Origin of the sequence: Streptomyces sp. NPDC015144 (genome assembly GCF_043079735.1) — a bacterium.
Classification (GTDB): Bacteria; Actinomycetota; Actinomycetes; order Streptomycetales; family Streptomycetaceae; genus Streptomyces.
Genome location: NZ_JBIBUU010000008.1, coordinates 73,569 through 99,709, shown reverse-complemented (window position 1 = coordinate 99,709; position 26,141 = coordinate 73,569). Strand labels below are relative to the sequence as shown.

Below are 26,141 nucleotides of genomic sequence, written 5' to 3'. Positions count from 1 at the left end.
TGCGTGGATGGACGACGGGGCTGGAATACGGGGGCGGTTGACGACCGCGGCACGGGTGGCGGAGGACTCGGGGGCGGACGAGGACCTGCACGCCTACTGGGCCCTGGTCGAGGAGGTGGTGGAGGGGGCGAGCGCGGAGACCGTGGCGCACTGCGCGTCGGAGCTGCTGGGATCGGCCGGTGTCCTGGAGCGGGAGGCGGGCTGCGATCTGGCCGGAAGGGCGGCCGAGGCGCACGAGTCCCTGCGCGGCGGGGCGGCGATGTCCCTGATGGCGCTGGCCGGGGTGGAGACGGAGCGCCGTGTGCTCTCGTCCCTCGTCCACGCCCTGGGCCGGACGCGGGATCCGCGCGCCGTTCCCGTGCTGGTGCGGCTGTCCGGACACGAGGACGCCGGTCTGCGGCGCGACGTCGCCTCGGAGTTCGCCTCCGTCGACAGCGGCCTGCCCGACGGGCCCGACGTCCGGGCGCTGATCCGGCTCACCGGGGACCAGGACCCGGAGGTCCGCGCATGGGCGGCCTTCACGCTGGGGTTCCAGCTGGAGCAGGACACCGCCGCCATCAGGGACGCGCTCCGGACGTGCACCACCGACACGCACGGCGCGGTCCGGGAGGAGGGGGCCCTGGGGCTGGCCCGACGGCACGACCCGCGGGCCGTCCCGCTGATCGCGCACCTGCTGGACTCCGACGACGGATCCTGCCTCTTCCTCGTCGACGCGGCGGCGATCCTGGGCGTCCCCGAACTCCTGCCCGCGCTGGCCGCCTACGGGCCCGATCCGGCCGGGGCCGAGTGGGCCGCCGCGGCCTGCGACCCGGTGCGGCGGGTCCGGATGGAGGCCGATGCCTGGGCGGTCGTCGTGGAGTTGGAGCGGCTGCGCCCGGATCTCGGCGCGGCGCTCCGGTCACCGCGCTACGAGTCGGTGCACGCGCTGAAGGTGAGTCACCGGGAGTCGGCCGGTACGGAGTACGACGCGGCCGCGCTGCTCGCCCGCGCCGGTGGCGACCCGGTACGGGCGGCCGCTCTGGTGGTGGCCGACCTCGCCGACCTCGCCGGTCCTGCCGCGGGCGGGTCGCGGACCGGCGGCCTCCCGGACTCCCCGGCGTAGGCGGCGCGGCGGGGGCCGTCGCCGGACCGCCGTCCGGCGGGGCGGTCTCGGCACGGTGCGGGCGGCCCGGGAAAATGGGACGGAAGCAACCGGAGCGACCACCGACACCAAGGAGCAGGCATGCCGCACGAGCGAGCCGGACAACCGGCCCGGCCCGAGGATCTCATCGATGTGGCCCGGCTGGTGACGGCGTACTACACGCTGCACCCGGACCCGGCCGAGCCGGACCAGCGGGTGGCGTTCGGCACCTCCGGCCACCGCGGTTCGGCCACGGCCACCGCGTTCAACGAGGACCACATCGCCGCCACCAGCCAGGCGATCTGCGAGTACCGGGCGCTCCAGGGCATCGACGGGCCGCTCTTCCTCGGCGCCGACACCCACGCGCTGTCGGAACCCGCACGGGTGACCGCCGTCGAGGTGTTCGCCGCCAACGACGTGACCGTGCTGCTCGATCCGGCCGACGGCTACACCCCGACCCCGGCGGTCTCGCACGCGATCCTCGGCCACAACCGGGGCCGCACGGAGCGGTTCGCCGACGGCGTGGTGGTGACGCCCTCCCACAACCCGCCGGGCGACGGCGGGTTCAAGTACAACCCGCCGAACGGCGGCCCCGCCGGGTCCGAGGCCACCGGCTGGATCCAGCGGCGGGCCAACGAGATCATCGCCGCCGGGTCGAAGGAGGTGCGGAGGCTGCCGTACGCCCGCGCGCGTGCGGCGTCGACCACCGGGACGTACGACTTCCTCGGCGGCTACGTGGCCGATCTTCCGGCGGTGCTCGACCTGGACGCGGTGCGGGCGGCCGGGGTGCGGATCGGCGCCGATCCGCTGGGCGGGGCGTCGGTCGCGTACTGGGGCCGGATCGCCGAGCAGCACCGGCTCGACCTCACGGTGGTCAATCCGCTGACCGATCCCACCTGGCGGTTCATGACGCTGGACTGGGACGGGAAGATCCGGATGGACTGCTCCTCGCCGTACGCGATGGCCTCGCTGATCGAGCAGCGCGACCGGTTCCGGATCGCGACGGGGAACGACGCCGACGCGGACCGGCACGGCATCGTGACACCGGACGGCGGGCTGATGAACCCGAACCACTACCTGGCCGTCGCCATCGACTACCTGTACCGGCACCGGGAGCGCTGGCCGGAGTCGACGGGGGTCGGCAAGACGCTGGTCTCCTCGGGGATGATCGACCGGGTCGCTGCCGGTCTCGGCCGCCGCCTGGTCGAGGTCCCGGTCGGTTTCAAGTGGTTCGTGGACGGGCTGGCCGACGGTTCGCTCGGGTTCGGCGGCGAGGAGTCCGCCGGGGCGTCGTTCCTGCGCAAGGACGGCTCGGTGTGGACGACCGACAAGGACGGCATCCTGCTGGCGCTGCTCGCCTCGGAGATCCTCGCGGTGACGGGCTCGTCCCCCTCGGAGCGGTACGCGGAGCTCGCCGCCCGGTTCGGCGAGCCGGCGTACGCCCGGATCGACGCCCCGGCCGACCGGGAGCAGAAGGCGGTTCTCGCGCGCCTCTCCCCCGAGCAGGTCACTGCGGACACCCTGGCCGGTGAGCCGGTCACGGCGGTGCTGACCGAGGCGCCCGGCAACGGGGCGCCGATCGGGGGCATCAAGGTGACCACGGAGAACGCCTGGTTCGCGGCCCGCCCCTCGGGGACCGAGGACGTCTACAAGATCTACGCGGAGTCCTTCCTCGGCGGCGACCACCTCGCCCGGGTCCAGGAGGAGGCGAAGGCGGTGGTCGCCACGGCGCTGGGCTCCTGAGCCGAGGGCGACGGCCGGTTCCGGTGGTCCGGAACCGGCCGTTGCGCCCGGCCGGGAACAGTGCTTGGCTGGACACCACAAGATATGAATAGAGGTTCAGACCATGGCCTACCGTGCCACCGCCCGCACCGAGGCCACCCGGCTCGCCCACCGCGAACGGCTCCTCGACGCGGCGCGGCAGCTGCTCGCCGAGGGCGGGTACCCGGCGGCCAGTGTCTCCGCGCTCGCCCGGCGGGCCGGTGTCGCGACCGGCAGCGTGTACAACCACTTCGCCTCCAAGCAGGAGTTGCTGGCCGCGGTCTTCCGGCATGTCGCGAGTCATGAACTCGAAGCGGTGCGGGAGGCGGTGCGGGTCCGCGACGGCGCCCGGGAGCAGTTGCGGGCGCTGGTCGAGGTCTTCTCGTACCGCGCGCTGAGCAGTCCGCGTACCGCCTGGGCGCTGCTGGCCGAGCCGGTCGACCCGCTCGTCGAGGAGGAGCGGCTCGGCTACCGGCGCGGCTATCACGCACTTGCCGGGACCATCATCGCCACCGGGATCCGTACGGGCGAACTCCCGCCACAGGACGTCGAGCTGTCGGCCGCCGCGGTGATCGGCGCGGTCGGCGAGGCGTTGCTCGGCCCGCTCTCGCCGGTCGGGGAGGGGGCCGGGGCGGAGGCGGAGCCGGTCGTGGAGGCCCTCACCGCGCTGTGCCTCAGGGCGGTCGGCGCCCGGCCCGCCTGAACGACCGGCCCCGCACGCCCCGCCCCCATCGACGCAACAGGACAGGAGCACCGCCATGACCGTCACCGAGCACCGGACCGGCCCGCACTCCGGGGCCCCCGCACCGCACCCCACCCACGAGGTCACCAACCAGGCACCGCCCCGCAGGGATCTCGACGAGTACGGCACCAACGCGCCGCTCGCCGAGGCCGTCCGGACCTTCGGCGCCGGCCGGCACGAGCCGCGCCTGCACACGATCGGCACCCTGGTCGGCTCCGGGGACTTCCAGGACGCCACGGAGCTGGCCCACACCTCGCCGCCCGTCCTGCGCACCCACGACCGGTTCGGCAACCGGATCGACGAGATCGAGTTCCACCCCGCGTACCACGAGATCATCGGCGCGGCCGTGGCGCACGGCACGCACACCGCGGGCTGGGCCGACCCGAAGCCCGGGGCGGCGGTGGCGCGGGCGGCGTCCTTCATGCTCTTCGCGCAGATCGAGCCCGGCCACGCCTGCCCGATGTCCATGTCGCACGCCGTGGTCCCGGTCCTCCAGCGCGACCCGGACGTGGGGCGCGCGTGGCTGCCGGGGCTGCTGAGCCGTTCCTACGACCCGCGGACGATCGCCCCGGCCGAGAAGTCCGGGCTGATCTTCGGCATGGGGATGACGGAGAAGCAGGGCGGCTCCGACGTACGGGCCAACACCACCCGGGCCGTCCCGGTGGCCTCCGACCCCGAGGGCCGGGCCCATCTGCTGACCGGCCACAAGTGGTTCTTCTCCGCCCCGCAGTCGGACGCCTTCCTGGTGCTGGCCCAGGCGGAGGCCGGGCTGACCTGCTTCCTGGTGCCGCGCGTGCTGCCCGACGGCACCCGCAACACCATCCGCGTCCAGCGGCTGAAGAACAAGCTCGGCAACAAGTCGAACGCCTCCTCGGAGGTGGAGTTCGACGGCACCTGGGCGGTCCGGACCGGTGAGCCGGGCCGGGGCGTGGCGACCATCATCGAGATGGTCAACCACACCCGGCTGGACTGCGTGCTCGGCACCACCGCGGGCATGCGGCAGTCGGTCTCGGAGGCGATCTGGCACGCCCGGCACCGCAGTGCCTTCGGCGCCCGGCTCGTCGATCAGCCGGCCATGGCGGCGGTCCTGGCCGATCTGGCGCTGGAGACGGAGGCGGCGACCTGGACCTCGCTGCGGCTGGCGCACGCGTACGAGAGCGGCGCCGGGGAGTCCGAGGAGCTGTTCCGGCGGCTGGCCACCGCCGTGTCCAAGTACTGGATCTGCAAGCGCGGCCCGCACCACGCCTACGAGGCGCTGGAGTGCCTGGGCGGCAACGGCTACACCGAGGACTGGCCGCTGGCCCGGCGCTACCGCGAGCAGCCGGTGATGGCGGTGTGGGAGGGGTCGGGCAACGTCATCGCGCTCGACGTGCTGCGCGGCATCGGGCGGACCCCGCACGCGCTGGACGCGTTCTGGGCCGAGCTGGAGACCACGGCCGGTGCCAGCTCCGTGCTGGACGCGCATGTCGGCCGGGTGCGGCGGGAGCTCGCCGAGAACCTGAAGGATCCGGTCGCGGCGCAGTTGCGGGCGCGCGCCTCGGTGGAGGGCATGGCGCTGGCGCTCCAGGCCTCGCTGATGCTCCGCCACGCGCCCTCGGCGTCGGCCGAGGCGTTCGTCGCCGCCCGGCTGGGCGAGGAGCGCGGCCACCAGTACGGTGTCCTGCCGCGCGGGACGGCCACCGCCGCGATCGTGGAGCGGCACTCCGGCGCGGAGGGCTGAGCCGCCACCGGGCCCGGGGCGGTGTTCCCGGGCCCGGCCTCAGGCCGTCGCGTCGCGCCAGGCGTACGGCGGGGGCACCGGGCCCGTCGCGGGGTCGCCGCCCACGGTCTCCAGCTCCTTGTCGGCGGCCCTCATCAGCTGGGCGGCGACATCCTTCATCGCCCGGCCGGCCGCGAGATCGTCGCCGATGGCGGGTACGTCCACGTCCTGCGGATTGCAGTGGGCCACCCCGTGCCCGGTGACCTTCCCGGCACCGGTGTCCAGGACCGCCTCCGCCCTGGTCGTGCCGTCGTCCTCGGTCAGGCCGAGACGGAGCCGCCACTCCTGCGTGCGGGTCATCGCACACCTCCTGCGACCGCGCCCGGTCGCGTCGCGCCGCCTCGACGCGGTCCTGTCCCCAGCATCCACCCGGGCGGCCCGGTCCGCGCGTTCCCGCTCGCCCTGCGGGGACGGCACCGCCGAAATAGGATGCGGGATGACGATGTCCAGCGAGGGCGGGCGCCGACCGGCCCCGGAGTGCGCCGCACGGACGGGCGCGGTGCGGAGCGGCCCATGAACCGGCGTCGGCCTCCCCGTGCGGCGAGCTCCGACGAGCTGCTCACCACCCTGCAGCAGCTGACCTCCCGGGCCCGCCGCGAGGTGGAGCTGCACCGGGCGCGGCTGGAGCTGGCCGAGGTCCTCCAGCGCGACATGCTCCCGGCGTCGCTGCCCGCCCGCCCCGGGCTCCAGACCGCCGCCCGGTACACACCGGCGCGCAGCGGCCTCGACATCGGCGGCGACTGGTACGACGGGTTCGTGCTGCCGGACGGGACGCTGGCCTTCGCCATCGGGGACGTCCAGGGCCACGACGTCGAGGCCGCCGCCTTCATGGGCCAGGTGCGGATCGCGATGCGGGCGATCTCCGCCACGGCCACGGATCCCGGCGAGGTGGTGGCCCGGACCAACGACCTGCTGGTCTCGGCGGGCTCCGGGCTCTTCGCCACCTGTACGTTCGTCCGGCTCGACCCGGAGTCGCGGGAGCTGTACAGCGCGCGGGCCGGTCATGTCGCCGCGGTGTGGGCCACCACCGACGGCCGGTCCGGGGTGACCAGCGACGAGGGCGGGCTGCCGCTCGGCATCCAGGCGGGCGAGCGGTATCCGGTCACCCGGCGGCGGCTGACCGATCCGGGCGCGTTCGTGCTGGTCACGGACGGGGTGGTGGAGGGCCCCTCGTTCCCGATCGACCAAGGCCTCGAAGCGGTGACCCGGCTGGTGCGGGCGGGGGCCGGCTCCGGCGCCGGGGAGCTGGCCGACACGGTGCTGCGGGCGGCCGGGCAGACCGGGCACCGGGACGACGCCGCCGTGCTCGTGGTGCGCCACGGCGCCGCGCCCGGCACGGGCCGCCGGGCGGCCGTGTCCGGAGCGGCCTGACCGGCCCGGCGCCCCCAGGCGTGTCACACGGCCGCCGCCCGTCCGGGCCGGTGTCTGATGAGACGCGTGATCCGCAGTGAAAGAACCGGGCGGACGGCGGCGACCGTCCTGCGTGTCCTGGCGGTCGCCGCCGCCTACTACGCGGCCGGCGGGCTCGGCCTCATCGAGCAGGTCTCCGTCCACGGCGCGGTCGTCACCCCGCTCTGGCCGCCGACCGGTATCGCGCTGGGCGCCCTGGTCCTCCTGGGGCCGGGGGTCTGGCCCGGTGTCGCGCTCGGCTCGCTGCTCGTCGTCGCCACGCTCAGCGGGTCGGTCACCCCGTCCACCTTCGTCGTGGTGGCGGGCAACACCGCGGCCCCGCTCTGCTCGTACCTGATGCTGCGCAGGGCCGGATTCCGCAGCGAGCTGGACCGGCTGCGCGACGGGGTCGTGCTGGTCTTCCTCGGCGCGCTGGCCGGGATGACGGTGAGCGCGACCGTGGGCGCGGGCATGCTGCTGATCGACGGCGAGCTGCCGCAGAGCGGATTCTGGCCGGTCTGGGCGGCCTGGTGGTCGGGGGACGCGATGGGGGTGCTCGTGGTCACCCCGCTGCTGCTCGTGCTGCGCAGGGCCCGGCTGCCCCGGGCCGGTGACCGGTGGGGCGAGGCGAGTGCGCTGGCGGTCGTCTCGGTGGTGGTGTCGCTGGTGGCCACCCGCAGCTCGCTGTCCATGATCTGCCTGGTGTTCCCCCTGATCGTCTGGGCCGCGCTCCGCTTCCAGCTGGCGGGCAGCGCGCCCTGTGCCCTGCTGGTGTCGGTGCTGGCCGCGGCCGCCGGTACGGAGGGAGCGGGCCCGTTCGAGGGGCTGGCGATCGTCCATGTGATGGTCAGCCTCGCCGTGTTCAACGGCTGCGTGGCCCTGACCGCGCTGCTCCTCGCGGCGGTGGTGACCGAGCAGCTCAACGTCCGCCACCGCATCGAACGCGCCTGCGAGGAACTGGCCGAAGTGGTCGATCAGCTGGCGCCCGGACGGGCCGCGGCGGCCTGGCCGCCCCGGTCCGGGGACGGGGTCGACCGCCGCTGAGCCGCGCCCCGGCCCGGCTGCGCCGCCTCCCCCGCCGGCCGCCACCGGGCACGGGCCTTCGTGAGGTCCGTCAGGCCTGCCGCGCCCGTGCGCTGGGGGTGTCGCCGTCCTGGGCCTGCTGGGCGCGTTCCGCCACCATCCGCGCCAGCGCTTCCAGGGTGGCGACCTCGTAGTCGCCGTTGGAGCCCTCCTCCTGGACGCCGACGACCACGGTGCCCACGCGCGCGTACGCCTCTCCCCTCCCTTCGGAGAATTCGACGGCGAACGCCTGGTCACCAAGGGCCTCTATCGCCAACGGCTTGGCCCCGCCCGCCCGCCCCATCCGCTGTTCGGCCCAGTCATAGAGCCTCCGGGCGTCATCGACCGAGGTGCAGGCGAGCACCGTGAAGTCGGCCGACTGGTCGTAGGGGTCGTGGAAGGACGACCGGGCCGCGCTCGTGATCCACTCGCACAGCTGCTTCTCCACCATCTCGGCGCAGGCTTTGTCGCCCGACTCGATGCTCGTCGGGCGTGTGCTGGTCCAGCCGGTAGGCATGGCGTGCAGGTCGGGTGCGACGGCCCTGACCGTGGCGGGGTCCTTCAGCACGGCGACCCGGTGCCCGTTCGACATCGACGCGCCGTCGTCCCCCGTCGCGAGCCGGGCCAGTGCGTACACCGCCAGAGCCATGACGAGGACCACCGCGACCACGGCCACGAGCGCGCCCGGGTCGCCCTTGCGGATCTTGGTGACCGCCTGGTTGCCGAGTACGAAGGTGCCGCGGGCCCGGCCCCCTCGGTCGATGTTGATGCCGCCCGTGACTGCGGGCGGCCCGGCCGGCTCGGGCGGGGCGAGGACACTCGCCAGATATGCGGCGAACGCCGGGTCCTCGGCCAGCACTTCGGCCAGTTTCTCCCGCAGCCTCGCCCGCGCCTCGGGGGCGTCCGGTGTCCGTTCGACCTCTGCCACGGTCTCCTCTCCCCTGGCCACCTCGCGCAGCCGGCCGCGTACCAGGTCGACGACCATGCCACCGGCCGCCCCGCCGACCGCGGCCGTTGCGGCGACCGCGGCCCGTGCCACCGCGTCCACCGCCGCCGTCGCCAGATCTTCCCCGCCCATCCGTGCCCTCCGCTCCCCGTGAATGCACTGTTCGTCGCCCGGCACGGACCTGATCCGTGCGCCCCCGCCGCCGGCGGCCGGTCGCGAGACCGGCGCTCCCGGCAGACGGAGGTCCCGCGAGCCGCGCCCCAATATCGGACCGCCAGACTTTGTTGCGCAGTCCCTGCCGCACGATGAATCAATCCGCCGCCGCCGTTGGCGTCGCGCGGCCCGTCCACGGCTGGAATTCGTCTTGCGGACGGTCATGACGGCACGGTTGATTCAAAGGCCGCCACGGGGAAGGCAGGGGCCATGGGCCGGCATGAGAATCCGCTCGACGCTTCGGCGGGCCCGGTGGCCGAACTCGCGGGTGCCCTGCGCCGGCTCCGGCACGACGCCGGCAACCCTCCGTACCAACGGATGGCCCGTCGCTGCCGCTACTCGGCCGCCACCCTGTCACGGGCCGCGGCGGGCAAGCGGCTTCCCACCCTCGGCGTCCTCCTCGCCTACGTCGGGGCGTGCGGCGCGAGCTCCGACGGGTGGGAGGCGCGGTGGCACCACGCGTCGAAGGAGCTCACGGCGCAGAGCCCCGGCCGGAACATCTCCCCGTACAAGGGACTCACCCGCTTCGACCACACCGACCACGCGCTGTACTTCGGGCGTGAGCAACTCGCCGAGGACCTGTGGGACCTCACCCGGAGAGAGCCCGTGGCAGCGCTTCTCGGCCCCTCGGGAAGCGGTAAGTCATCCCTCCTGCGCGCGGGACTCGTACCCCGGTTGCGGCAGCGGGAGAGCGGTCCGGCACGTGGGGCGGTGGTCCGCATCATCACCCCCGGCGAGCATCCGTTCACCACCCACCGCTCTCTCCTGCCGTCTGCAGGCGCGCGGCTGCCCGGCACCTTCCTGATCGTGGACCAGTTCGAGGAACTCTTCACCCTGTGCAACGACCCGGCCGAGCGGGAGCGGTTCATCGCCGCTCTTCTCCCGGCGCGCGGGACGTCCTCCCGGTTCCGCGTCGTCCTGGGGGTCCGCGCGGACTTCTCCTCGTACTGTCTGGAGCATCCGGGCCTCGCCGCGGTGGTCCGCGGCGCGAGCCTGGCCGTGACCCGTATGAACCCCGCCGAGCTGCGCGAGGCCATCGTCAAACCCGCGCAGGCGCACGGTCTGGTCGTGGAGCGCGCGCTCACGGCCCGGCTGACCGCCGATGTCGCGGACAACGGCTTCGCACTGCCGCTGCTGTCCCACGCCCTCCTGGAGACCTGGAACCGACGCCGCGGCCGCACCCTCACCCTGGACTCCTACGAACGGGCCGGCGGTCTGCACGGGGCGATCGCCCAGAGCGCCGAGGACGTCTACACCCGGCTCGACACCGCCCAGGCGGACGTGGCACGCCGGGTCCTGTTGCGGATGATCGCTCCGGGTGCCGACGGCGCCCCCGACACCCGCCGATCCGTCACCCGGTCCGAACTCGCGTCCCTGGGCGACGGCCGGACGACGGACAAGGTCCTGGAATCCCTCACCCGGGCCCGGCTGATCACCCTGGACACGGCTGCCGCCGGGCTGGCGCATGAGGTCCTCATCAGCGCCTGGCCCCGGCTGGGCGGGTGGATCGAGCAGGACCGCGAGAAGCTGCGCTTCCACCGTTGGCTGACCGAGGCGGCGGGTGCCTGGGAGGCGGTCGGGCGGGAGCGCGACGTACGGATCTCACCCGTCCGCCTGGCCCAGTTCGGCGCGTACGCCTCCCTCCGGGAGGACCTCACCTCCCTCGAATCGGATTTCCTGGCGGCCGGCACGGCCACGCACCGCCGGGCTCTCCGCGACCGCCGCGCGGCGAGGGCGATGGGGTCCCTGCTGGTGGTCACGACCGCGTTCGCCGCGGCCCTGGCATGGAAGCAGCGGAAGCTGCTCCGGACGGCGCGTTCGATAGGACCCGCCCTATCGGCCCGGCCGCCCGCCCCGCCGCCGTGGAACGGCCGTGGGCCGTGGACGGCGCCCTGACCCCGCTCCGGGCCGGCGGGGCGCGGGAGGGCCGGGCCGGAGCCGGAGGGCGCCTCGCGGCCCGGCCGGTCTCCGGCGGCATCGCGGACGGCCTGGTTCGGTGACGGAAGCCGCCGCGCCGAAGCTTTCCGGCCAACGGCGTCACCGTACGGCTGTTCGCTCGTTTGTTGGCCGGGGAAGGCCTCCCGGCGGCGCCCCGTGGCGGACCAACCTGGGTGGGCGACCCGAGCGGCCGACCGGCACGGATGCCCCCACACCTCCGCATTCGGGCGTACTTCAAATGCCGCACTCGGCCACAGACCGATCGATCCGGCGCGGAACGGGACGAGACCCGAGTCAGTACACATGTCTGAACTTCACGAGAACTCCAGCGAAAAGCCACACGTGTGGATATCGTGCAGCGAGCGTGGGCGCGTCCGTCGGACCAGGAGATCGGCGGATGCGCCCTGCTCATGACGTTGCGACGGCGACTGGGGGGTTCATGGGGTACGCCGAGCTACCCGATGCGGACAGGTCGGCCCGGCCGGGACCGGCCTGGGTGCTTCGTTCGAATCAGCCCGGCGCGATCCGGACAAGAGCCCCCGGGGTGCGGCGCCCGCACCCGCTGCCGGAGCCGCCCCGGGCCAACGGCACCGACCCCCGGCGGCGGACACCGGCCGGGCCCCGCCGCAGGACCGGCCCGGCCCCCCAGGGGGCGACGGCGCCCGAGCACATACCCGGCACACCGACGGCAGTCCTCGGCGCCGAGCTCCTCGGGCTGGGGATACCCGCGTGGCTGGTGCTGCGCGCCGCGGGGCTGCCGCCCGCGCCGCTCGCCGTCTCCGTCGCCTCGGCCGCGCTGCTCTGGTCGGGGCTGCGGGCGTTACGCGGCCGGTACGCCGACCGTCCGCCGGACGGGGCCACGGGAGTCCTGGCCTCGGCCGGTGACTGGCTGCTGCTCATGGGCGTGCTCGCCGTACTGCGCGGGCTGACCGGCGATCCGGTCGGTCCCGGGACGGCGGTCCTGGCCGTGCTGCCCGCCCTGCCCGCCTCCGTCGCGGCGCAGGCCCTGCGGCGGCTGCCCCGGCCCGGACACCGGCACGGCCCGGTGCGGCGGGTGCTGGTGGTCGGTGAAGCGCCGGGGGTGGACCGGGCGGTGCGGGCTCTCGCGTCCCGGACCGACCATCCGTACCGGGTCGTGGCCGCGGTGCCCGTGGGGGGCGCGCCGCTGGGGTGCGGGGTGCCGGTGCCGGGCCGCCTCGCCCCACAGCCCGCCGACGACGACGTGTCGACCGTCCTGGGCGGGGCCTTCGCCCAGGACGCGGACCTGGCCCTGGTGGTCCCCGGCCCCCAACTCTCCGAGGAGCGGCTGACCCGGCTCTCCTGGGGGCTGCACGACGGCGGGCTCCCGTTGTCCGTCCTGCCGGGGCTCTCCGGCCTCGCGCCCGCCCGCGTCCGGCCCGCCGAGGCGGCCGGGCTCACCCTGCTGCACATCGCGCCGCCGCTGCGCCGGGGGCCGCAGCCGGTCGTGAAGGCGGTGGTGGACCGGTTGGGCGCCGCCCTCGGCCTGCTGGCCCTGGCCCCGTTGCTCGTGCTGATCGGGGCGGCGGTCCGGCTCGGCTCCGCCGGTCCGGTCTTCCACCGCCAGATCCGCCAGGGCCGGAACAACCGGCCCTTCACCATGTGGAAGTTCCGCACGATGGTCCTCGACGCCGAGAGCCGCAAGCCGCGCCTGGCCGCCGAGAACGAGACCGACGGCCCGATGTTCAAGATGCGCCGCGACCCCAGGGTCACCGCCGTCGGCCGCCTGCTGCGCCGTACCTCGCTCGACGAGCTGCCCCAGCTGCTCAATGTGGTCCGCGGCGAGATGTCGCTGGTCGGCCCCCGGCCCCCGCTGCCGGACGAGGTGTCCCGCTACGACGAGCGCGAGCTGCGCCGCCTCGCGGTGCGGCCGGGGCTGACCGGCCTCTGGCAGGTCAGCGGCCGCTCCGACCTGTCCTGGCAGGAGACGGTCTCCCTCGATCTCTGGTACGTCGACAACTGGTCGGTGGCCACGGACATGGGACTCATGGCCCGCACGCTGCGCGCCGTCGCCGACGGCCGCGGGGCGTACTGAGAGCGGCGGCGGACGATGCGAGGAGCCCCCGCGCCCCGGGACGGCACGCCCGGACGCTCACCCCTTGTCGGCGTGCTGTTCCAGCCACCACGCGTAGGTCCCGGCGATCCCGTCGCGCAGCGCGATCCGCGGCGCGAAGCCGAGGGCGGTGAGGCGGGAGACGTCGAGCAGCTTGCGCGGGGTGCCGTCCGGCTTGTCCGCGTCCCAGCCGACCTTCCCGCGAAATCCGGTCACATCCGCGACGAGCCCGGCGAGTTCGCGGATGGTCAGATCGCTTCCGCAGCCGATGTTGACCGGTTCGTCGCCGTCGTACCGCTCCAGCAGCAGCAGGCAGGCGGCGGCCAGGTCGTCGACGTGCAGGAACTCCCGGCGCGGGCTCCCCGACCCCCAGAGCACGACCTCCGGCGCGCCGCCGACGCGGGCCTCGTGGAACCGGCGGATCAGCGCGGGCAGTACGTGCGAGGTCGCGAGGTCGAAGGTGTCGCCGGGGCCGTAGAGATTGGTCGGCATGGCGCTGATGTAGGAGGCGCCGTACTGCCTGCGGTAGGAGCGGATCTGCGTGATCCCGGCGATCTTGGCGATGGCGTACGGCTCGTTCGTCGGCTCCAACGCGCCGGTGAGCAGGGCGCTTTCGGGGATCGGCTGCGGGGCGAGCCGGGGGTAGATGCACGAGGAGCCGAGGAAGAGGAGCCGTTCGGTCCCGGCCGCGTGCGCCCCGGCGATCACGCTCAGCTGGATGCGCAGGTTGTCCTCGATGAACTGCACGGGGTACGTGCTGTTGGCCATGATCCCGCCGACCCGGGCGGCGGCCAGCACCACGGCGTCCGGCCGGGCGGAACGGAGGAACGCCCCGGTCCGTTCGCCGTCGCGCAGATCCAGCCGGTCGCGGTCCCGGGTGAGCACCTCGTACCCCTCGGCGGTCAGGCGGCGGGCCACCGCCGAGCCGACCAGGCCGCGGTGCCCGGCGACGAAGACGCGCGCGCCGGATCGCAGCAGCGGACGGGCGGAATCCCGGGGGCGGCCGGGGAGATCGGTCGTCATGGGCCGGATTCTGCCAGTCGACGCGGTCGGTGATGACGTCTTGCCGGGGATCGCCCGATGCGGCTATCCCGGCGGAAAGCATTCGGTGCGGAGACAACGGTCACCGAGGTGACCGGAGAAGGGGGAATCGTGGCGAAGACCGCGCTCATCACCGGCGTGACCGGCCAGGACGGCTCGTACCTGGCCGAGCTGCTGCTCGACAAGGGGTACACGGTCCATGGGCTGATCAGACGCTCGTCGAGCTTCAACACCGAGCGGATAGACCACATCTACCAGGGACCCGAGGAGGAGAACCGCTCGTTCCTGCTGCACCACGCCGACCTCGCCGACGGCGTCGCGCTGGTCAACCTGCTGCGCGACATCCGGCCGGACGAGGTCTACAACCTGGGCGCGCAGTCGCATGTCCGGGTCTCGTTCGACGCCCCGCTGTACACGGGGGACGTGACCGGACTCGGTACCGTCCGACTGCTGGAGGCGGTCCGGGCCAGCGGGATCGACACCCGGGTCTACCAGGCGTCGTCGTCCGAGATGTTCGGCGCCAACCCGCCGCCGCAGAACGAGCGCACCCCGTTCCATCCGCGCAGCCCGTACAGCGTCGCGAAGGTCTACTCGTACTGGTCCACCGTCAACTACCGCGAGGCGTACGGCATGTTCGCGGTGAACGGGATCCTCTTCAACCACGAGTCCCCGCGCCGCGGCGAGACCTTCGTGACCCGGAAGATCACCCGGGGCGTGGCCAGGATCAAGGCGGGCCTGCAGACCCATCTCCACCTGGGCAATCTGGACGCGGTCCGCGACTGGGGGTACGCCCCCGAGTACGTCGAGGCGATGTGGCGGATGCTCCAGCGCGACACCCCGGACGACTACGTGGTCGCCACCGGCGAGGGCGTCAGCGTCCGGCGGTTCCTGGAGTACGCCTTCGCGCACGCGGGCCTCGACTGGCGCGAACACGTCCGCCACGACGCCAAGTACGAACGTCCCAGCGAAGTGGACGCCCTGATCGGGGACGCCGCCAAGGCCGAGGAACTGCTCGGCTGGAAACCGGTGGTGCGGTCCCGGGAGCTCGCCAGGATCATGGTCGAGGCGGACATCCGGCAGTTGTCCGACCAGCTCGCCGGAGCGTCCGTGCGGGTGGACCGATGAGACCTCGCGGCCCTGGCGCCGCTGTGCGCCCCTCACCGACGGCGGCCGCCCGGTCGCCGCTCGCTCTCACCATCGGAGCCGAATGATGAACGCAACCACGGGGCGCAGACGCTCCGGGCCCGGCCGGCTGCGTGCCGCGGCCGCGGCGCTCGCCCTGCTCGCCGGGGCCCTGTCCGCCGCGGCGTCGGTGACCTCGCCCGCCTCGGCCCTCACCGCACCGGTCGCGCTGACCGCGGACGACCTGTCCACCTGGCAGACCAACGGCATCGTCTGGGCGATGGCCGGTTCGTCCAGCGGCGTCGTCTACACCGGCGGGACCTTCTCCACCGTCCGCCCGCCCGGCGCGGCGGCCGGCACCTCGGAGCAGCCGGCGGTGAACTTCGCCGCCTTCGACGCCGCGACGGGCGAACCGACCGACTGCCGGCTCTCGTTCACCCTGTCGTCCGGGACGGCCACCGTGCGCGCCCTGGCGCTCTCACCGGATCAGAAGACCCTGTATGTCGGCGGCCAGTTCGGGTCGGTGAGCGGGGTCGGGGTCAGCAACATCGCCGCGATCGACACCGCCACCTGCACCCCGCGCCAGGACTTCAAGCTCGCCGTCTCCGCGACGGTGCGGGCGCTGAGCGTCACCGCCGACACCGTGTATCTCGGGGGCGACTTCAACTCGGTGGCCGGACAGACCAGGAACAAGTTCGCCGCGGTCACCACGGCGGCCGCGCTGAAGCCGTGGAAGGCGGACACCGACGAGGTGGGCCGGGCGGTCGAGCTCACCCCGGACGGCAAGCACGTGCTGCTCGGCGGCGACTTCTTCACCGTCAACGGCACCACGTCGCACGCGCTGGCGGTCGTCGACGCGACGACCGGGGCGGTGGCCAAGAGCTATCCGGCCGGGTTCATCCCCGACGCCTCCGTGGTGAAGGACCTGGCGACCGACGCCACCGGTTTCTACACCGCCAACGAGGGCACCGGGGGCGGTGTGTTCGACGGGCGGATCGCCCTGGACCTGGGCACCTTCGCGCAGCGCTGGCGGGACACCTGCCTCGGCGCGACCCAGGCCGTCCTGGTGTACAAGGATGTTCTCTACAGCGGGTCCCACGCCCATGACTGCGCCACCATGGGCGAGTTCCCCAACCAGCCGCGCAAGCATCTGCTGGCCCAGTCGGTGACCGATCCCACCCTGCTGCCCTGGTTCCCGGACACCAACGACGGCATCGGCGAGCCGGTCGGGCCGAGGGTGATGGCCCAGGCGGACAAGGGCGGTCACCACTACCTCTGGGTGGGCGGCGAGTTCACCACCGTCAACGGCACCGCCCAGCAGGGGCTGACCCGGTTCGCCGACGGCCCGGACACCGGGGCGCCCTGGGTGCCGAACGTCAGCGTCTCCACGGTCGCCGCGGGCAAGGTGGAGGTGAACTGGCAGGCCAGTTTCGACACCGACGACGGCACCCTCACCTACCGGATCTACCGGGACGGCGGGACCACCCCGGTGTACACCACGACCGGCTACTCGGTGTTCTGGGACCGGCCGCAGCTGAGGTGGACCGACTCGGACGTGGCACCGGGCGAGACCCACACGTACCGGATCACCGCGAGCGACGGCACCAACACCAGCGCCAAGTCGCCCGCCGTCTCCGCGACCGTGGCGTCCGCCGCCGCGAAGTACCCGGCCAGGGTCCTCTCCGACGGCGCCTCGCTGTACTGGCGGTACGACGACCCCTCGACGTTCGTCGGCGACACCGGCGGCGGCCGCGACAACGGCTTCGCCCGCAACTCCCCCACCCGGCAGGCGGTCCCGGCCGCCGTCGCGGGCCCGTCCACGGCGCTCGGCCTCAACGGGACCAGCCAGTACGTCTACAGCAACAAGCGCCACCCGCAGCCCGCCAAGTTCTCCGTGGAGACCTGGTTCCGGACCACGACCACCACGGGCGGCCGGATCGTCGGCTTCAGCAATCTGACCATGCAGGACAGCACCCAGTACGACAAGCACATCTACATGCGCGACGACGGGAAGCTGGTCTTCGGCGTGAAGAGCGGCAGCGCCCGCACCATCACCACCCCCGCCGCGTACAACAACGGCGCCTGGCACCACGTCGTCGCCACCCAGGGCACCGGCGGAATGGCGCTGTACGTCGACGGGGTGCTGCGCGCCTCGACCACCCAGTACACCACCAACGAGAAGTACGACGGCTACTGGCGGGTCGGCGGGGACAACCTGAACGGCTGGCCGAACAAGCCGTCCAGCACCTTCTTCGCCGGTCAGGTCGATGAGACCGCCGTCTACCCGACCGCGCTGACCAGTGCGCAGATCAGTGCCCACTACGCACTGAGGACCAGCGGATGAGGGGTCCGTTCCGGGCCGGTGCCGCCGTCGTCGTCCTGACGGCGGCGCTGGCCGCCTGCGGCTCGTCGCCTCCCCCGGCCCCGCACCCGGGCGGCGCGCCGGAGGCGGCCGGCACCGGCGCGACCCGGCCCCCGCCCGCCTCCTCCGTTCCCGGTGACCCCGCAGACCCCTCGGCCCCGCGCACCACCGAACCGCCGAGGATCCCGGTCGAGCAGCTCACCCCGGCCACCGGTTCGTTCACCGGGAAGCAGAAGGAGTACCTGACCGACCGGGTGCCCCGGGGCATGGACCCGGCGGCCGTGCTCCAGACCGGCCAGGAGACCTGCGACCGGCTGCGCTACCTGGTGAAGGCCGACCGGGACGTGGCGGTCGGCGCGCTCCTGACCGGTGAGATCGCCGACGCGGAGCCGGCGATCGAGCATCTCTGCCCCCAGCGCCGCGACCTGCTGCGGGACGCGGCCCGGGGATACGCGGACGGCACGTTCCAGGGCGCGCGGCTGCGGCCGGGCCGCTACCGGGTCGTCTCCCCCACCGAGGGCTGCGCCTGGCGGATCACCGGCGCCGACGGCACCCCGCTCGCCGAAGGGGGCGGGACCGACGACGGGAAGCGGACCGTCCTCACCCTGGGCCGTGGCGCCCGCGCCTTCACCTCCACAGGCTGCTACGCCTGGCTGCCCGAAGGGGACCTCGGATGAAGAAGCTTCCGATAGCCGTGGCGATCCCCACGAGGAACGAGGGGCTCAACATCGCCGAGGCGGTCGGCTCGGTGCTCGGCCACTTCGAGGCGGTCGTCGTCGTGGACTCGCACAGCACGGACGACACGGTGAAGATCGCCGAGGAGTGCGGGGCCGAGGTGGTCACGTACACCTGGGACGGCGGCCATCCGCGCAAGAAACAGTGGTGCCTGGACCATGTCCGCACGGACCTGGACTGGATCCTGCTGCTCGACGGGGACGAGCGGATCAGCCCCGGCCTGCTGGCCGAACTGCGCCGGATCTTCGCCGACCCCGGCACGCCGAAGCCGGCCGCGTACGACATCCCGCTCGGCTACTGGTTCGCCGGGAAGCGGCTGCGGCACGGCTACACCATCCGCAAGCGGTCGCTGACCGACCGGACCCGCTGCCGGTACCCGGAGGTGGCGGATCTCGACGCACCGGGCATCGGCGAGGTCGAGGGGCACTACCAGCCGGTCGCCGACGAGGTCGGGGCGCTGCGCCATCCGATCGAGCACCAGGACCTCGACCCGGTCGCCGCCTGGTTCGAACGGCACAACCGCTACTCGGACTGGGAGGCGTGGCTGGAGCACCACCCCGAGGTCAAGGAACAGGTGCGCCGGGCGAAGTCGCGCCAGGGGCAGTTGTTCCACCGGGCGCCGTTCAAGCCGCTGGTGTCCTTCGTCTACATGTACGTCTACCGGCGGGGGTTCCTCGACGGGCGGGCGGGGTTCGACTTCGCGGTGGCGATGAGCTTCTACCGCTGGCAGATCGCGCTCAAGTCCCGCGAGGGGCGCGTCCCCTGACCCGGCCGTCCCTCCGGCGGAGCACGTCCTCGTAGGTCCGCCGGAGGGATTCGGCGACGGCGTCGATGGTGAAGTCCGCGTTGACCAGCTCCCACGCGGCCTTCCCCGCACTGGAGTTGGCCTCCGGTTCGAGCAGCTCCAGGACGGCCGTGGCGACCTTGTGCGCGTTCTGCCCGTCCTCGCCCACCCGGCTGTCGATCACCCGGCCCGCGCCCGCGCGCGCCACGTCGGGGGCGAGCCCGCAGGTGCGGGTGATCACCACGGGGGTGCCCACCGACATCGCTTCGAGGACGGAGACGCCGAGCGGTTCCTCGATCGAGGGCAGCACGTACACATCGGCCGCCCGCCCCGCCGCCAGGACCTCCTCGTGGCCGAGCGGCCCCACCTGGTCGAGCGAGTCCGCCACGCCCAGCCGGCGGGCGAGCCGGAGGGTGGCGGGCAGGGCCCCGGTGTCGGGTCCGGCCAGCACGAAGCGGGCGTCGGGGTGGCGGGCCAGGACCTCGGGCATCGCGGCGACGAAGTCCTCGGGGCGCTTGCGCTGCTGCACCCGGGCGAGGAAGAGGACCGTCGGCGGGCGCCCCGGGGTCCGGGCGGGCTTGATCGGCTGCGGGCGCACCCCGTTGACCAGTCGTACGGCGCGGGCCGGCGGCACCGGCGCGGCGACCGCTTCCACCTCGCGGCGCTCGGTCTCGGTGAGGTGCAGTACGACGTCGGCGCCGCGCAGGACGCGGCGTACGCCCAGCAGGTCGGTGAGCCGGGCGATCCGGTTCTCGGTGGGGTCGACCATGCCGTGGGTCTGGACGACCAGGGGCGTGCCGGAGGCCAGGGTGAGCAGTCCGGCGGGGAGGGTCACCAGGTCGCGCATCAGGTGGAGGTGGACGATGTCGGCGCCGCGTGCCATCCGGTGGGCGGTGCGCAGCAGCGCGCCGGAGGTGATGCCGCTGACCTCGAAGGCGGGCAGCGGGTGGCGGGCCGGGAAGAGGTGGGCCGGTACGCCTTCGACCGTGCGGGGCGGCGGGCCGTCGAATCCGTCGGCGAGTGCCATGATCCTGGCGTCGTGGCCTGCGGCCCGCTGGGCCTTCGACAGATTGAGCGCCACCCTGGTCGGTCCGCCGAACGCGTGGTCCGGGGTGTGCAGTGTGACGATGTGCAGGATCTTCACCAGGCCCTCCAGCCCTCGGCCGACGCCCCGAGACTAGTCGTCCAAACACCCCAAGTGGGTTGATTCGTTAGAGTGTTCACGGTTCACGGGTACGCGGCTCCATGGTGCGCGGACCCTCCGGTCCATGGAGGCGGGGAGCAGACGATGTCCGCGCGGGAGGCGGCGCCACCGGCGAAGCCCATGTCGTGGGCGATGCTCTCGCGCGCCCTGGCGATCCCCCTCATCCTCGCCCTGGTCTGCTTCCTGCCGGCGGTGGTCGCCGCGCAGCCGGGCGACGGGGCGCGGGACGCCGCGTACTGGCTCCAGCTCGTGCTGACCTGCTACGCGGGGGCGCGGCTCGCGACGATGATCCTCTCCACCCGGCGGCGGCTGCTGCAGGGTGTGTTCTGGATGTTCGTGTACATCGCGATGGGGGTGGCGCCCTTCACCCAGCTCGTGCTCGGGCGTACGCCCACACCGCTGGTGGGGCCGCGGGCGGACCTGGTGACGGCGGTGGCGCTGGTGCTGGTGGGGTGTGCGGCCTTCGACCTGGGGGCGCTGCTGGCGTCCCGGCGGCCCCTGCGCGCGCGGCCGGCCCCACGGCCGGGGCGCGGTCCTGCGGTGGCGCATCCGGTACGGCTGAGGGTGCTGGTGGTGCTGGCGTTCGCGGCGAGCGGCTACTACGTCGTGAAGCTCGGCGGGCCCGCGGTCTTCTTCAGCAGCCGTCAGGAGATCAGCGCCTCGGTGGCGGCCAGCGGGGTGGTGTCGGGGCAGTCCAATGTGGGGTCCGCCTTCCTCAAGGGTTTCGGCACGGTGCCGGCGCTGCTCGCGCTGCTGTTCTTCACCCGCCGTCTGGTGACCTCGCGGCGGGCGCGGCGTTCCCCGTCGACGGTGCTGGTCTGGGCCGGGCTGGTGGCGCTCAACGTCGTCGTCAACAATCCGTTCTCCAACGCCCGTTACTGGTTCCTGACGGTGCTGGTCTCGCTGCTGTTCACCGCGTTCCCGAGCAGCGCGGCGATGTACCGTTCGGTGCTGGCCGTGGGGGTGGTGGGGGCGCTGGTGCTGTTCCCGTACGCGGACCGGTTCCGCTACGACAGCGACGGGTACCGGCCGGTGGAGTCGTCGTCGGTGTTCGAGCCGCTGGCCGCCAAGGACTACGACCAGACGGTGATGTTCGCCAACGCCATCACCTGGGTGGACGGCCGGGGCCACGGTTACGGGCGTCAACTGGCGGGGTCCGCCCTGTTCTTCGTGCCCCGTTCGGTGTGGGAGGGCAAGCCGGAGGACACCGGGGTGCGGGTCGGTCAGTGGATGGGGATGACCATGACCAACCTGTCGGCGCCGTTGTGGGCCGAGATCTGGGTGGACTTCGGGGCTCCGGGCATGGCCGGCGCGTTCGCGCTGATCGGGTACGCCGCCGCCCGTACCGACCGGCGGTACGCGCGGGCCGTCTCCCGGGCGGGGCCGGGGCCCGGCGGTGTTCTCGCGGTGGCGGTGCCGTTCGTCGCCGGGTACGCCTTCATCCTGCTGCGCGGCCCGCTGTTGCAGGCGGCGGGGAAGCCCGCGGTGGCGGCCCTGTGCCTGCTGCTGGTCATGAGCCTGCGGACTCCGGGCGGACGGGACGGGCGTCCGCGTCGGGGGACGGCAGTCCGGCCGCGGTCCGGCGCCCGGTCCGGACCACCCTGATCCAGGTGGCCAGCGCCTTGCAGACCGAGCCGAGGCAGAGCCCCCAGGCGGCGCCCGGCACCCCGCCGAGCAGGTACCCGCCGGTGAGGAGGGCGACGGCGGTGAGCGAGAAGACCACCTGGACGGCGAGGGTGGTGCGCGGGTCGAGGACCCGCAGGGCCAGCAGCCCGCAGGTGCCGACGGCCATCGCCGCGTACTGGCTGCCGGTCGCCGGGAGCAGGGCGGCCGCGACGGGCCAGGTGTCGCCGAGCAGCCGGCGGCCGGCCGGTTCGGGCAGCAGCGCCAGTGCGGTGGCCCAGGCGGCGGCGGTGACCGCGAGGACGGCCGAGAGCAGGGCGGCGGCCCGGATCCGGCTCCGGTCGTCGGCGAGGCGGCCGAGCAGCGGCGGGCCGAAGCCGGTGGCCGAGGCGTAGAGCACGTTCAGCGGCCCGAAGAGGGTGGTCGCGCCGCGCAGGGCGCCGACCACCAGCGGGTCGCCGACCGTGCCGAGCCCGAGCACGGAGAGCTGGGCGGTGGCGTTGCCCACCCCGAACTCCACGACGAACCGCCGCCCCAGACGGTCCCGGCGCAGCGGCTCCCGGATCCGCAGCGGCGCCCCGGCCGTCTCCCGGTGGAGCAGCGCGGCCGACAGCAGCAGGGCGGGCAGGGTGGCCAGCCCCCAGACGGTCACCAGCCGGGCGGCGGAGGCGCCGTGCGGTTGTACGGCGAGGGCGCCCAGTACGCAGAGCAGCCGGAGGGTGTCACCGGCGAGCGCGAGGTGCGGCCGGTGCAGGGTGGCGAAGGCGTACCGCAGGGCGTCCTGTCCCAGGACGACGGGGAGTACGGCTCCCAGGGCGGCCAGGGCGGCCGGGGTGGCGCCGGGCAGCAGCAGGCAGATCCCGGCCGACGGAACGCCGAGCGCCGCCGCCGCGAGCACGGTGAAGGCGACCGCCGACCGGCAGGCGCCGCGCACCTGCGGACCGTCGCCGCGCCGCAGCACCAGCGGCTGGCCGGTGTGGGCGCCGGAGACGCCGAGGAGGACCGTGAAGACCAGGTAGACCGCCGAGAAGCGGGCGAAGTCGGCCGTGGTGGAGATCCGGGCGGCGCTCACCAGCACCAGGATGTTGGTGAGGGCGGCCACCCCCTGGTCCGCGACCGAGCAGACGATCGCGGTCCGTGCCCTCATCTGTGTCCGGCGGCGGGGTCGAAGGGGCGCAGGCCCAGTGTCTGGGTGGGGTCGCCGGTGTCCGCCGGGTGGCCGTCCGGTCCGTGCCGCCGGTCCGGCCGTCCGCCGCCCGCCCGGTGTCCGACGGCGCGGCTGCGGGCCCGGCGTTCGGGGCGGCCGAGGCCGGGGTGGAGGAGGGCGCCGAGCACCGAGCCGCCCGCCCCGGCGATGATCTCGCGGATGCGTTCCAGGTCGGCGCGGTGCACCTCGCGCTGGTCGCAGACCACGACGACGCCCTCCACCCGGTCGAGCAGTGCGACGGCGTCGGCGTAGGCCAGGACGGGCGGGGCCAGCACGATGACGACGGCGCCGGGCCGGTCGCCCTCGGCGAGGATGCGGCCGACCAGGGCCGAGGTCAGGGCACGCGGCACGTTGTCGGTGCGGCGGCCCGCGATCAGGGTGAAGGCGCCCGAGCCCGGCACGTCCACGTTCATCCGGCTCTCGGCGGGCCAGGACCACTCGCCCCGGTTGATGCCGCGCGCCGGGACGCCCTGGGCGGCGGGGCCGAGGTTCGCGGCCAGGGCGGGGGTGCGCAGATCCGCCTCGACCAGGATGACGTCGCGGCCCATCTCGGCGAAGGCGGCGGCCAGGTTGGCCGCGGCGGCGGACGCGGCGGCGCCGTCCCCGCGCGGGGCGGTGACCAGGAGTCTGCGGCGCCGGTCGAAGGACGGGTCGTAGGCGAGCCGGAAGGCCACCGCGCGGTACTCCTCGGCGAGCCGGCTGCCGCCGCGGCCGATGGCCAGGGGCGATCCGGTCGCGGAGCGCTCCCTCGGCAGGGTGCCGAGCAGGGGGGCGCCGAGCGAGCGGACCAGTTCCCGGGTGGAGCGTACGGCCGGGTCGAAGACCAGCCGCACCCAGGACAGCAGCAGCCCGAGCGCGCTGCCGACGACGCCGCCGAGTCCGAGCAGCAGCGGCAGGGAGGGGCCGCTGGGTCCGGTCGGGGTGGCGGGTTTCTTCGTCAGATAGCCCGGTGTGGTGTCCAGGGCGCGCAGCTCGGAGATCTTCCGGGAGAGTTCGGAGATCGAGACGACGAGGTTGGCGCGCGCGCTGGTCACGTCGCCGCTTCCGCCGGTCTGTTGCGTCAGCTGGTCGCGCTGGGTGGTGAGCGGGGCGAGCTGGGCGCGGTAGCCCTCGACCATGTTGGCGATGCTGTTCTCGGTGCGCTGCTGCCGGATCTCCAGGTAGGCGGCGGCCAGTGCCTGGGCGCGCCGCTGGGCGAGAGCGGGGGTGGCGCCGGTGTAGGCGAAGCGGAGGGCCAGGGTGTTGGGCGGGTTGGTGACCTGGAGGCCGGACAGCAGGGGTTCCACCTCCACCCGGTCGCCCTGCCGGGCCAGGTTGGCGGCGGCCAGGGTCCCCACGGTGTCGCTGACGGCGGTCTGCCGTTCCGAGCCGATGTTGATGCCCTTGTCGGCGGAGGCGCCGGCGGCGAAGGGGTCCGAGGCGGCGGAGCGTACGACGACCTCGCCGGTGGAGGTGTAGGTGTCCTCCCCGCCGAGGGCGAGCCAGCCGCCGCCGAGGAGACCGGCGACCACTCCGGAGACGAGCAGGGTCCGGTAGCGCAGCAGCTGGCGGAACTGGTCCCGCAGCAGCGCCGGTTCGTCCTGGTCCTCCAGGGCGGTGTTCGGCTGGTTCATCGGCGTGGTCTCCCTTGCGCGTCCGCGAGGACCTCGGTGAGCAGGGCGTCGAAGCGGGCCAGGCCCGCTTCCCGGCCCAGATGGCGTGCGACGTACTGCGGCCCGTTGGCCCCGAGGGCGTCCGCCCTGGCCGGGGCCTCGACGAGGTTGCGTACCGCCGAGAGGAGGGCCGCCGGGTCCTCGGGGGCGACCAGGAGGCCGGCTCCGGAGCGGTGGACCTCCTGGGCGGTACCGCCGCCCTCGGCGACCGAGGCCACCACGGGGCGGCCCGAGACGAAGTAGGAGGTCAGCTTGGAGGGGACGCTCATGTCGAGGACGGAGGCCCGCTGGGTCACCACGAGCACATCGGCGGCGGCCAGGACGTCGGTGAACTCGTCCTCGGCGGCGGGGGGCAGGAAGTCGAGGTTGCGCAGGCCCGCCGCGCGTCCGCGCAGCGTCTCGCGCTGGTTGCCGTCGCCCATGAGCACCACGTGTATCCCGGGGGCCAGCCGGGCGGCGTCGACCAGTACCTCCAGCCCCTGTTTGAGCCCCATGTTTCCGCAGTGCAGCACGACCGGGGTGCCCTCGTCCCAGCCCAGGCGCGCCCGGGTCGCGGCCCGGTCGGCCGAAGGCGTCGGTACGTGCGACCAGTTGGGCACGGTGCGGATGCGGCCCGGGTCCACGCCGTACGCGGCGACGCGGGGCACGAAGCTCTCGTGGATGACGCCGACCAGGGTGGCGGAGCGCAGCGCGCGGCGTTCGGCGGCCGAGGCCAGGGCCGCCGCCCTTCCTCCGCCCCGGATGCCGCTCTGCGCGGCGGCGGCGCCCATCAGGTCCTGCACGACGGGGATGTAGGGGGCCCGGTGCCGGGCGGCCAGCCGGGCGCCGAGCACGCCTCCGGCGAGGCTGGGGATCTGGGCGACCACCGCGTCCGGCGGGGGCGTGTCCGGCGGCGACAGCACTCCGTGGCCGAGCACGGTCGCCTCGAACAGGGCCCGGCGCAGGGCGCTCTGGCGGGGCGGGACGTAGTGCCGGCGCCGGTGCACGGTGACCCCGGCCCGCTCCTCGGTGACCCGCCGCACCCCCCGGTACCCGGGGTCGGTCCGCCAGGACGGGTAGTGCGGCATCCCGGCCAGTACGTGGGTGTCGGCCCCGGCCGCGGCCCAGTGCTCGGCGAGCTGGGCGGCGTACGGGCCGATGCCGGTCAGCTCCGGCGCGTAGTTCGTCGAGACGAGCAGCAGGGTGCGGCCGTCGAACGGTCGGTGAAGCTGGGCATCGGTCATGGCGCTCGCCTTCCCCCCGGGACCCTCCGTGTTCCCCGCGGGGAACGGTCCCAAAAGCGAGCTTATCCGTTCACGAGATGCGCAACTGTTCTTCACAGTAAGGTCGTTGGACCATCAGCACCGATGCCGACATCCCGTCGCACCGGACGGCATGTCCGGACACCCCGTGTGCGGGGGCGGGGTGTCG

At 74.0% G+C, this 26,141-nt stretch carries 20 protein-coding genes; 13 read left to right on the top strand and 7 right to left on the bottom strand.

Going from position 1 to position 26,141, the window contains the following annotated elements; translation table 11 throughout:
* Positions 1-7 precede the first annotated feature (7 nt).
* The 4 genes from ACF08W_RS16120 (at position 8) to ACF08W_RS16105 (ending at position 5,343) form a co-directional block, all read left to right on the top strand.
* On the top strand, positions 8-1,102 hold the full coding sequence (locus tag ACF08W_RS16120) for a HEAT repeat domain-containing protein (protein ID WP_385212527.1): 1,095 nt from the start codon (positions 8-10) through the stop codon (positions 1,100-1,102).
* Between the two features lie 120 nt (positions 1,103-1,222).
* Positions 1,223-2,863 carry a phosphoglucomutase (alpha-D-glucose-1,6-bisphosphate-dependent) gene (pgm, locus tag ACF08W_RS16115; protein ID WP_392279601.1) on the top strand — a complete coding sequence of 547 codons (1,641 nt, stop codon included), beginning with the start codon at positions 1,223-1,225 and terminating at the stop codon, positions 2,861-2,863.
* Positions 2,864-2,966: 103 nt separating this feature from the next.
* A complete protein-coding gene (locus ACF08W_RS16110) occupies positions 2,967-3,584 on the top strand; it encodes a TetR/AcrR family transcriptional regulator (RefSeq protein ID WP_392279600.1) in 618 nt (205 codons plus the stop codon).
* A gap of 55 nt (positions 3,585-3,639) precedes the next feature.
* Positions 3,640-5,343 (top strand): acyl-CoA dehydrogenase family protein, encoded by a 1,704-nt coding sequence (locus tag ACF08W_RS16105; RefSeq protein ID WP_392279599.1) that lies wholly within the window; start codon positions 3,640-3,642, stop codon positions 5,341-5,343.
* A 39-nt stretch (positions 5,344-5,382) separates the two neighbouring features.
* On the opposite strand, the gene ACF08W_RS16100 is transcribed toward ACF08W_RS16105, so the two are convergent.
* Entirely contained in the window at positions 5,383-5,682 is a 300-nt protein-coding gene (locus ACF08W_RS16100) for a DUF1876 domain-containing protein (protein ID WP_352277914.1), read from the bottom strand.
* A gap of 213 nt (positions 5,683-5,895) precedes the next feature.
* Between ACF08W_RS16100 and ACF08W_RS16095 the strand changes: the two genes are divergently transcribed.
* Positions 5,896-6,753 (top strand): PP2C family protein-serine/threonine phosphatase, encoded by an 858-nt coding sequence (locus tag ACF08W_RS16095; RefSeq protein ID WP_352277912.1) that lies wholly within the window; start codon positions 5,896-5,898, stop codon positions 6,751-6,753.
* A gap of 66 nt (positions 6,754-6,819) precedes the next feature.
* Positions 6,820-7,815 (top strand): MASE1 domain-containing protein, encoded by a 996-nt coding sequence (locus tag ACF08W_RS16090; RefSeq protein WP_392279598.1) that lies wholly within the window; start codon positions 6,820-6,822, stop codon positions 7,813-7,815.
* A gap of 70 nt (positions 7,816-7,885) precedes the next feature.
* Here ACF08W_RS16090 and ACF08W_RS16085 read toward each other — a convergent pair whose 3' ends face one another.
* Positions 7,886-8,911 carry a hypothetical protein gene (locus ACF08W_RS16085; protein ID WP_352277909.1) on the bottom strand — a complete coding sequence of 342 codons (1,026 nt, stop codon included), beginning with the start codon at positions 8,909-8,911 and terminating at the stop codon, positions 7,886-7,888.
* A gap of 291 nt (positions 8,912-9,202) precedes the next feature.
* On the opposite strand from ACF08W_RS16085, the gene ACF08W_RS16080 reads away from it, so the two are divergent.
* The gene (locus tag ACF08W_RS16080) at positions 9,203-10,888 is read left to right on the top strand and encodes a helix-turn-helix domain-containing protein (protein ID WP_392279597.1); all 1,686 of its coding nucleotides are present in this window, start codon (positions 9,203-9,205) and stop codon (positions 10,886-10,888) included.
* Positions 10,889-11,369: 481 nt separating this feature from the next.
* Positions 11,370-12,983, top strand: a complete 1,614-nt coding sequence (locus tag ACF08W_RS16075) for a sugar transferase (protein WP_385212536.1) — start codon at positions 11,370-11,372, stop codon at positions 12,981-12,983.
* Positions 12,984-13,040: 57 nt separating this feature from the next.
* Here the strand turns inward: ACF08W_RS16075 and ACF08W_RS16070 are convergent, their stop codons facing one another.
* A complete protein-coding gene (locus ACF08W_RS16070) occupies positions 13,041-14,024 on the bottom strand; it encodes a GDP-L-fucose synthase family protein (protein ID WP_385212538.1) in 984 nt (327 codons plus the stop codon).
* 129 nt (positions 14,025-14,153) lie between these two features.
* Here ACF08W_RS16070 and gmd point away from each other — a divergent pair, with 129 nt between their 5' ends.
* From gmd to ACF08W_RS16050, 4 genes are all read left to right on the top strand, one after another.
* On the top strand, positions 14,154-15,167 hold the full coding sequence (gmd, locus tag ACF08W_RS16065; protein ID WP_352277905.1) for a GDP-mannose 4,6-dehydratase: 1,014 nt from the start codon (positions 14,154-14,156) through the stop codon (positions 15,165-15,167).
* An 85-nt stretch (positions 15,168-15,252) separates the two neighbouring features.
* The gene (locus tag ACF08W_RS16060; RefSeq protein ID WP_392279596.1) at positions 15,253-17,508 is read left to right on the top strand and encodes a LamG-like jellyroll fold domain-containing protein; all 2,256 of its coding nucleotides are present in this window, start codon (positions 15,253-15,255) and stop codon (positions 17,506-17,508) included.
* A complete protein-coding gene (locus ACF08W_RS16055; RefSeq protein WP_392279595.1) occupies positions 17,505-18,203 on the top strand; it encodes a hypothetical protein in 699 nt (232 codons plus the stop codon). Before ACF08W_RS16060 ends, ACF08W_RS16055 begins: the two co-directional genes overlap by 4 nt.
* Positions 18,200-19,027, top strand: a complete 828-nt coding sequence (locus ACF08W_RS16050) for a glycosyltransferase family 2 protein (RefSeq protein WP_392279594.1) — start codon at positions 18,200-18,202, stop codon at positions 19,025-19,027. Before ACF08W_RS16055 ends, ACF08W_RS16050 begins: the two co-directional genes overlap by 4 nt.
* Here ACF08W_RS16050 and ACF08W_RS16045 read toward each other — a convergent pair.
* Complete coding sequence (locus ACF08W_RS16045) at positions 18,999-20,189, bottom strand: glycosyltransferase (protein ID WP_352277900.1); 1,191 nt, start codon at positions 20,187-20,189, stop codon at positions 18,999-19,001. The genes ACF08W_RS16050 and ACF08W_RS16045 overlap by 29 nt on opposite strands.
* Before the next feature lie 144 nt (positions 20,190-20,333).
* Between ACF08W_RS16045 and ACF08W_RS16040 the strand changes: the two genes are divergently transcribed.
* Positions 20,334-21,854, top strand: coding sequence for a hypothetical protein (locus tag ACF08W_RS16040; RefSeq protein WP_392279593.1), 1,521 nt, complete (start codon positions 20,334-20,336; stop codon positions 21,852-21,854).
* Here the strand turns inward: ACF08W_RS16040 and ACF08W_RS16035 are convergent.
* Genes ACF08W_RS16035 through ACF08W_RS16025 form a run of 3 tightly spaced genes read right to left on the bottom strand, consistent with a single transcriptional unit; the run spans position 21,760 to position 25,954 of the window.
* Positions 21,760-23,019 carry a hypothetical protein gene (locus tag ACF08W_RS16035; RefSeq protein WP_392279592.1) on the bottom strand — a complete coding sequence of 420 codons (1,260 nt, stop codon included), beginning with the start codon at positions 23,017-23,019 and terminating at the stop codon, positions 21,760-21,762. The two genes, ACF08W_RS16040 and ACF08W_RS16035, sit on opposite strands and share 95 nt — an antisense overlap.
* Positions 23,016-24,692, bottom strand: a complete 1,677-nt coding sequence (locus tag ACF08W_RS16030; protein ID WP_392279591.1) for a lipopolysaccharide biosynthesis protein — start codon at positions 24,690-24,692, stop codon at positions 23,016-23,018. The genes ACF08W_RS16035 and ACF08W_RS16030 overlap by 4 nt, the downstream gene beginning before the upstream one ends.
* Positions 24,689-25,954, bottom strand: coding sequence for a glycosyltransferase (locus ACF08W_RS16025; RefSeq protein ID WP_352277893.1), 1,266 nt, complete (start codon positions 25,952-25,954; stop codon positions 24,689-24,691). The genes ACF08W_RS16030 and ACF08W_RS16025 overlap by 4 nt, the downstream gene beginning before the upstream one ends.
* Between the last annotated feature and the right edge of the window lie 187 nt (positions 25,955-26,141).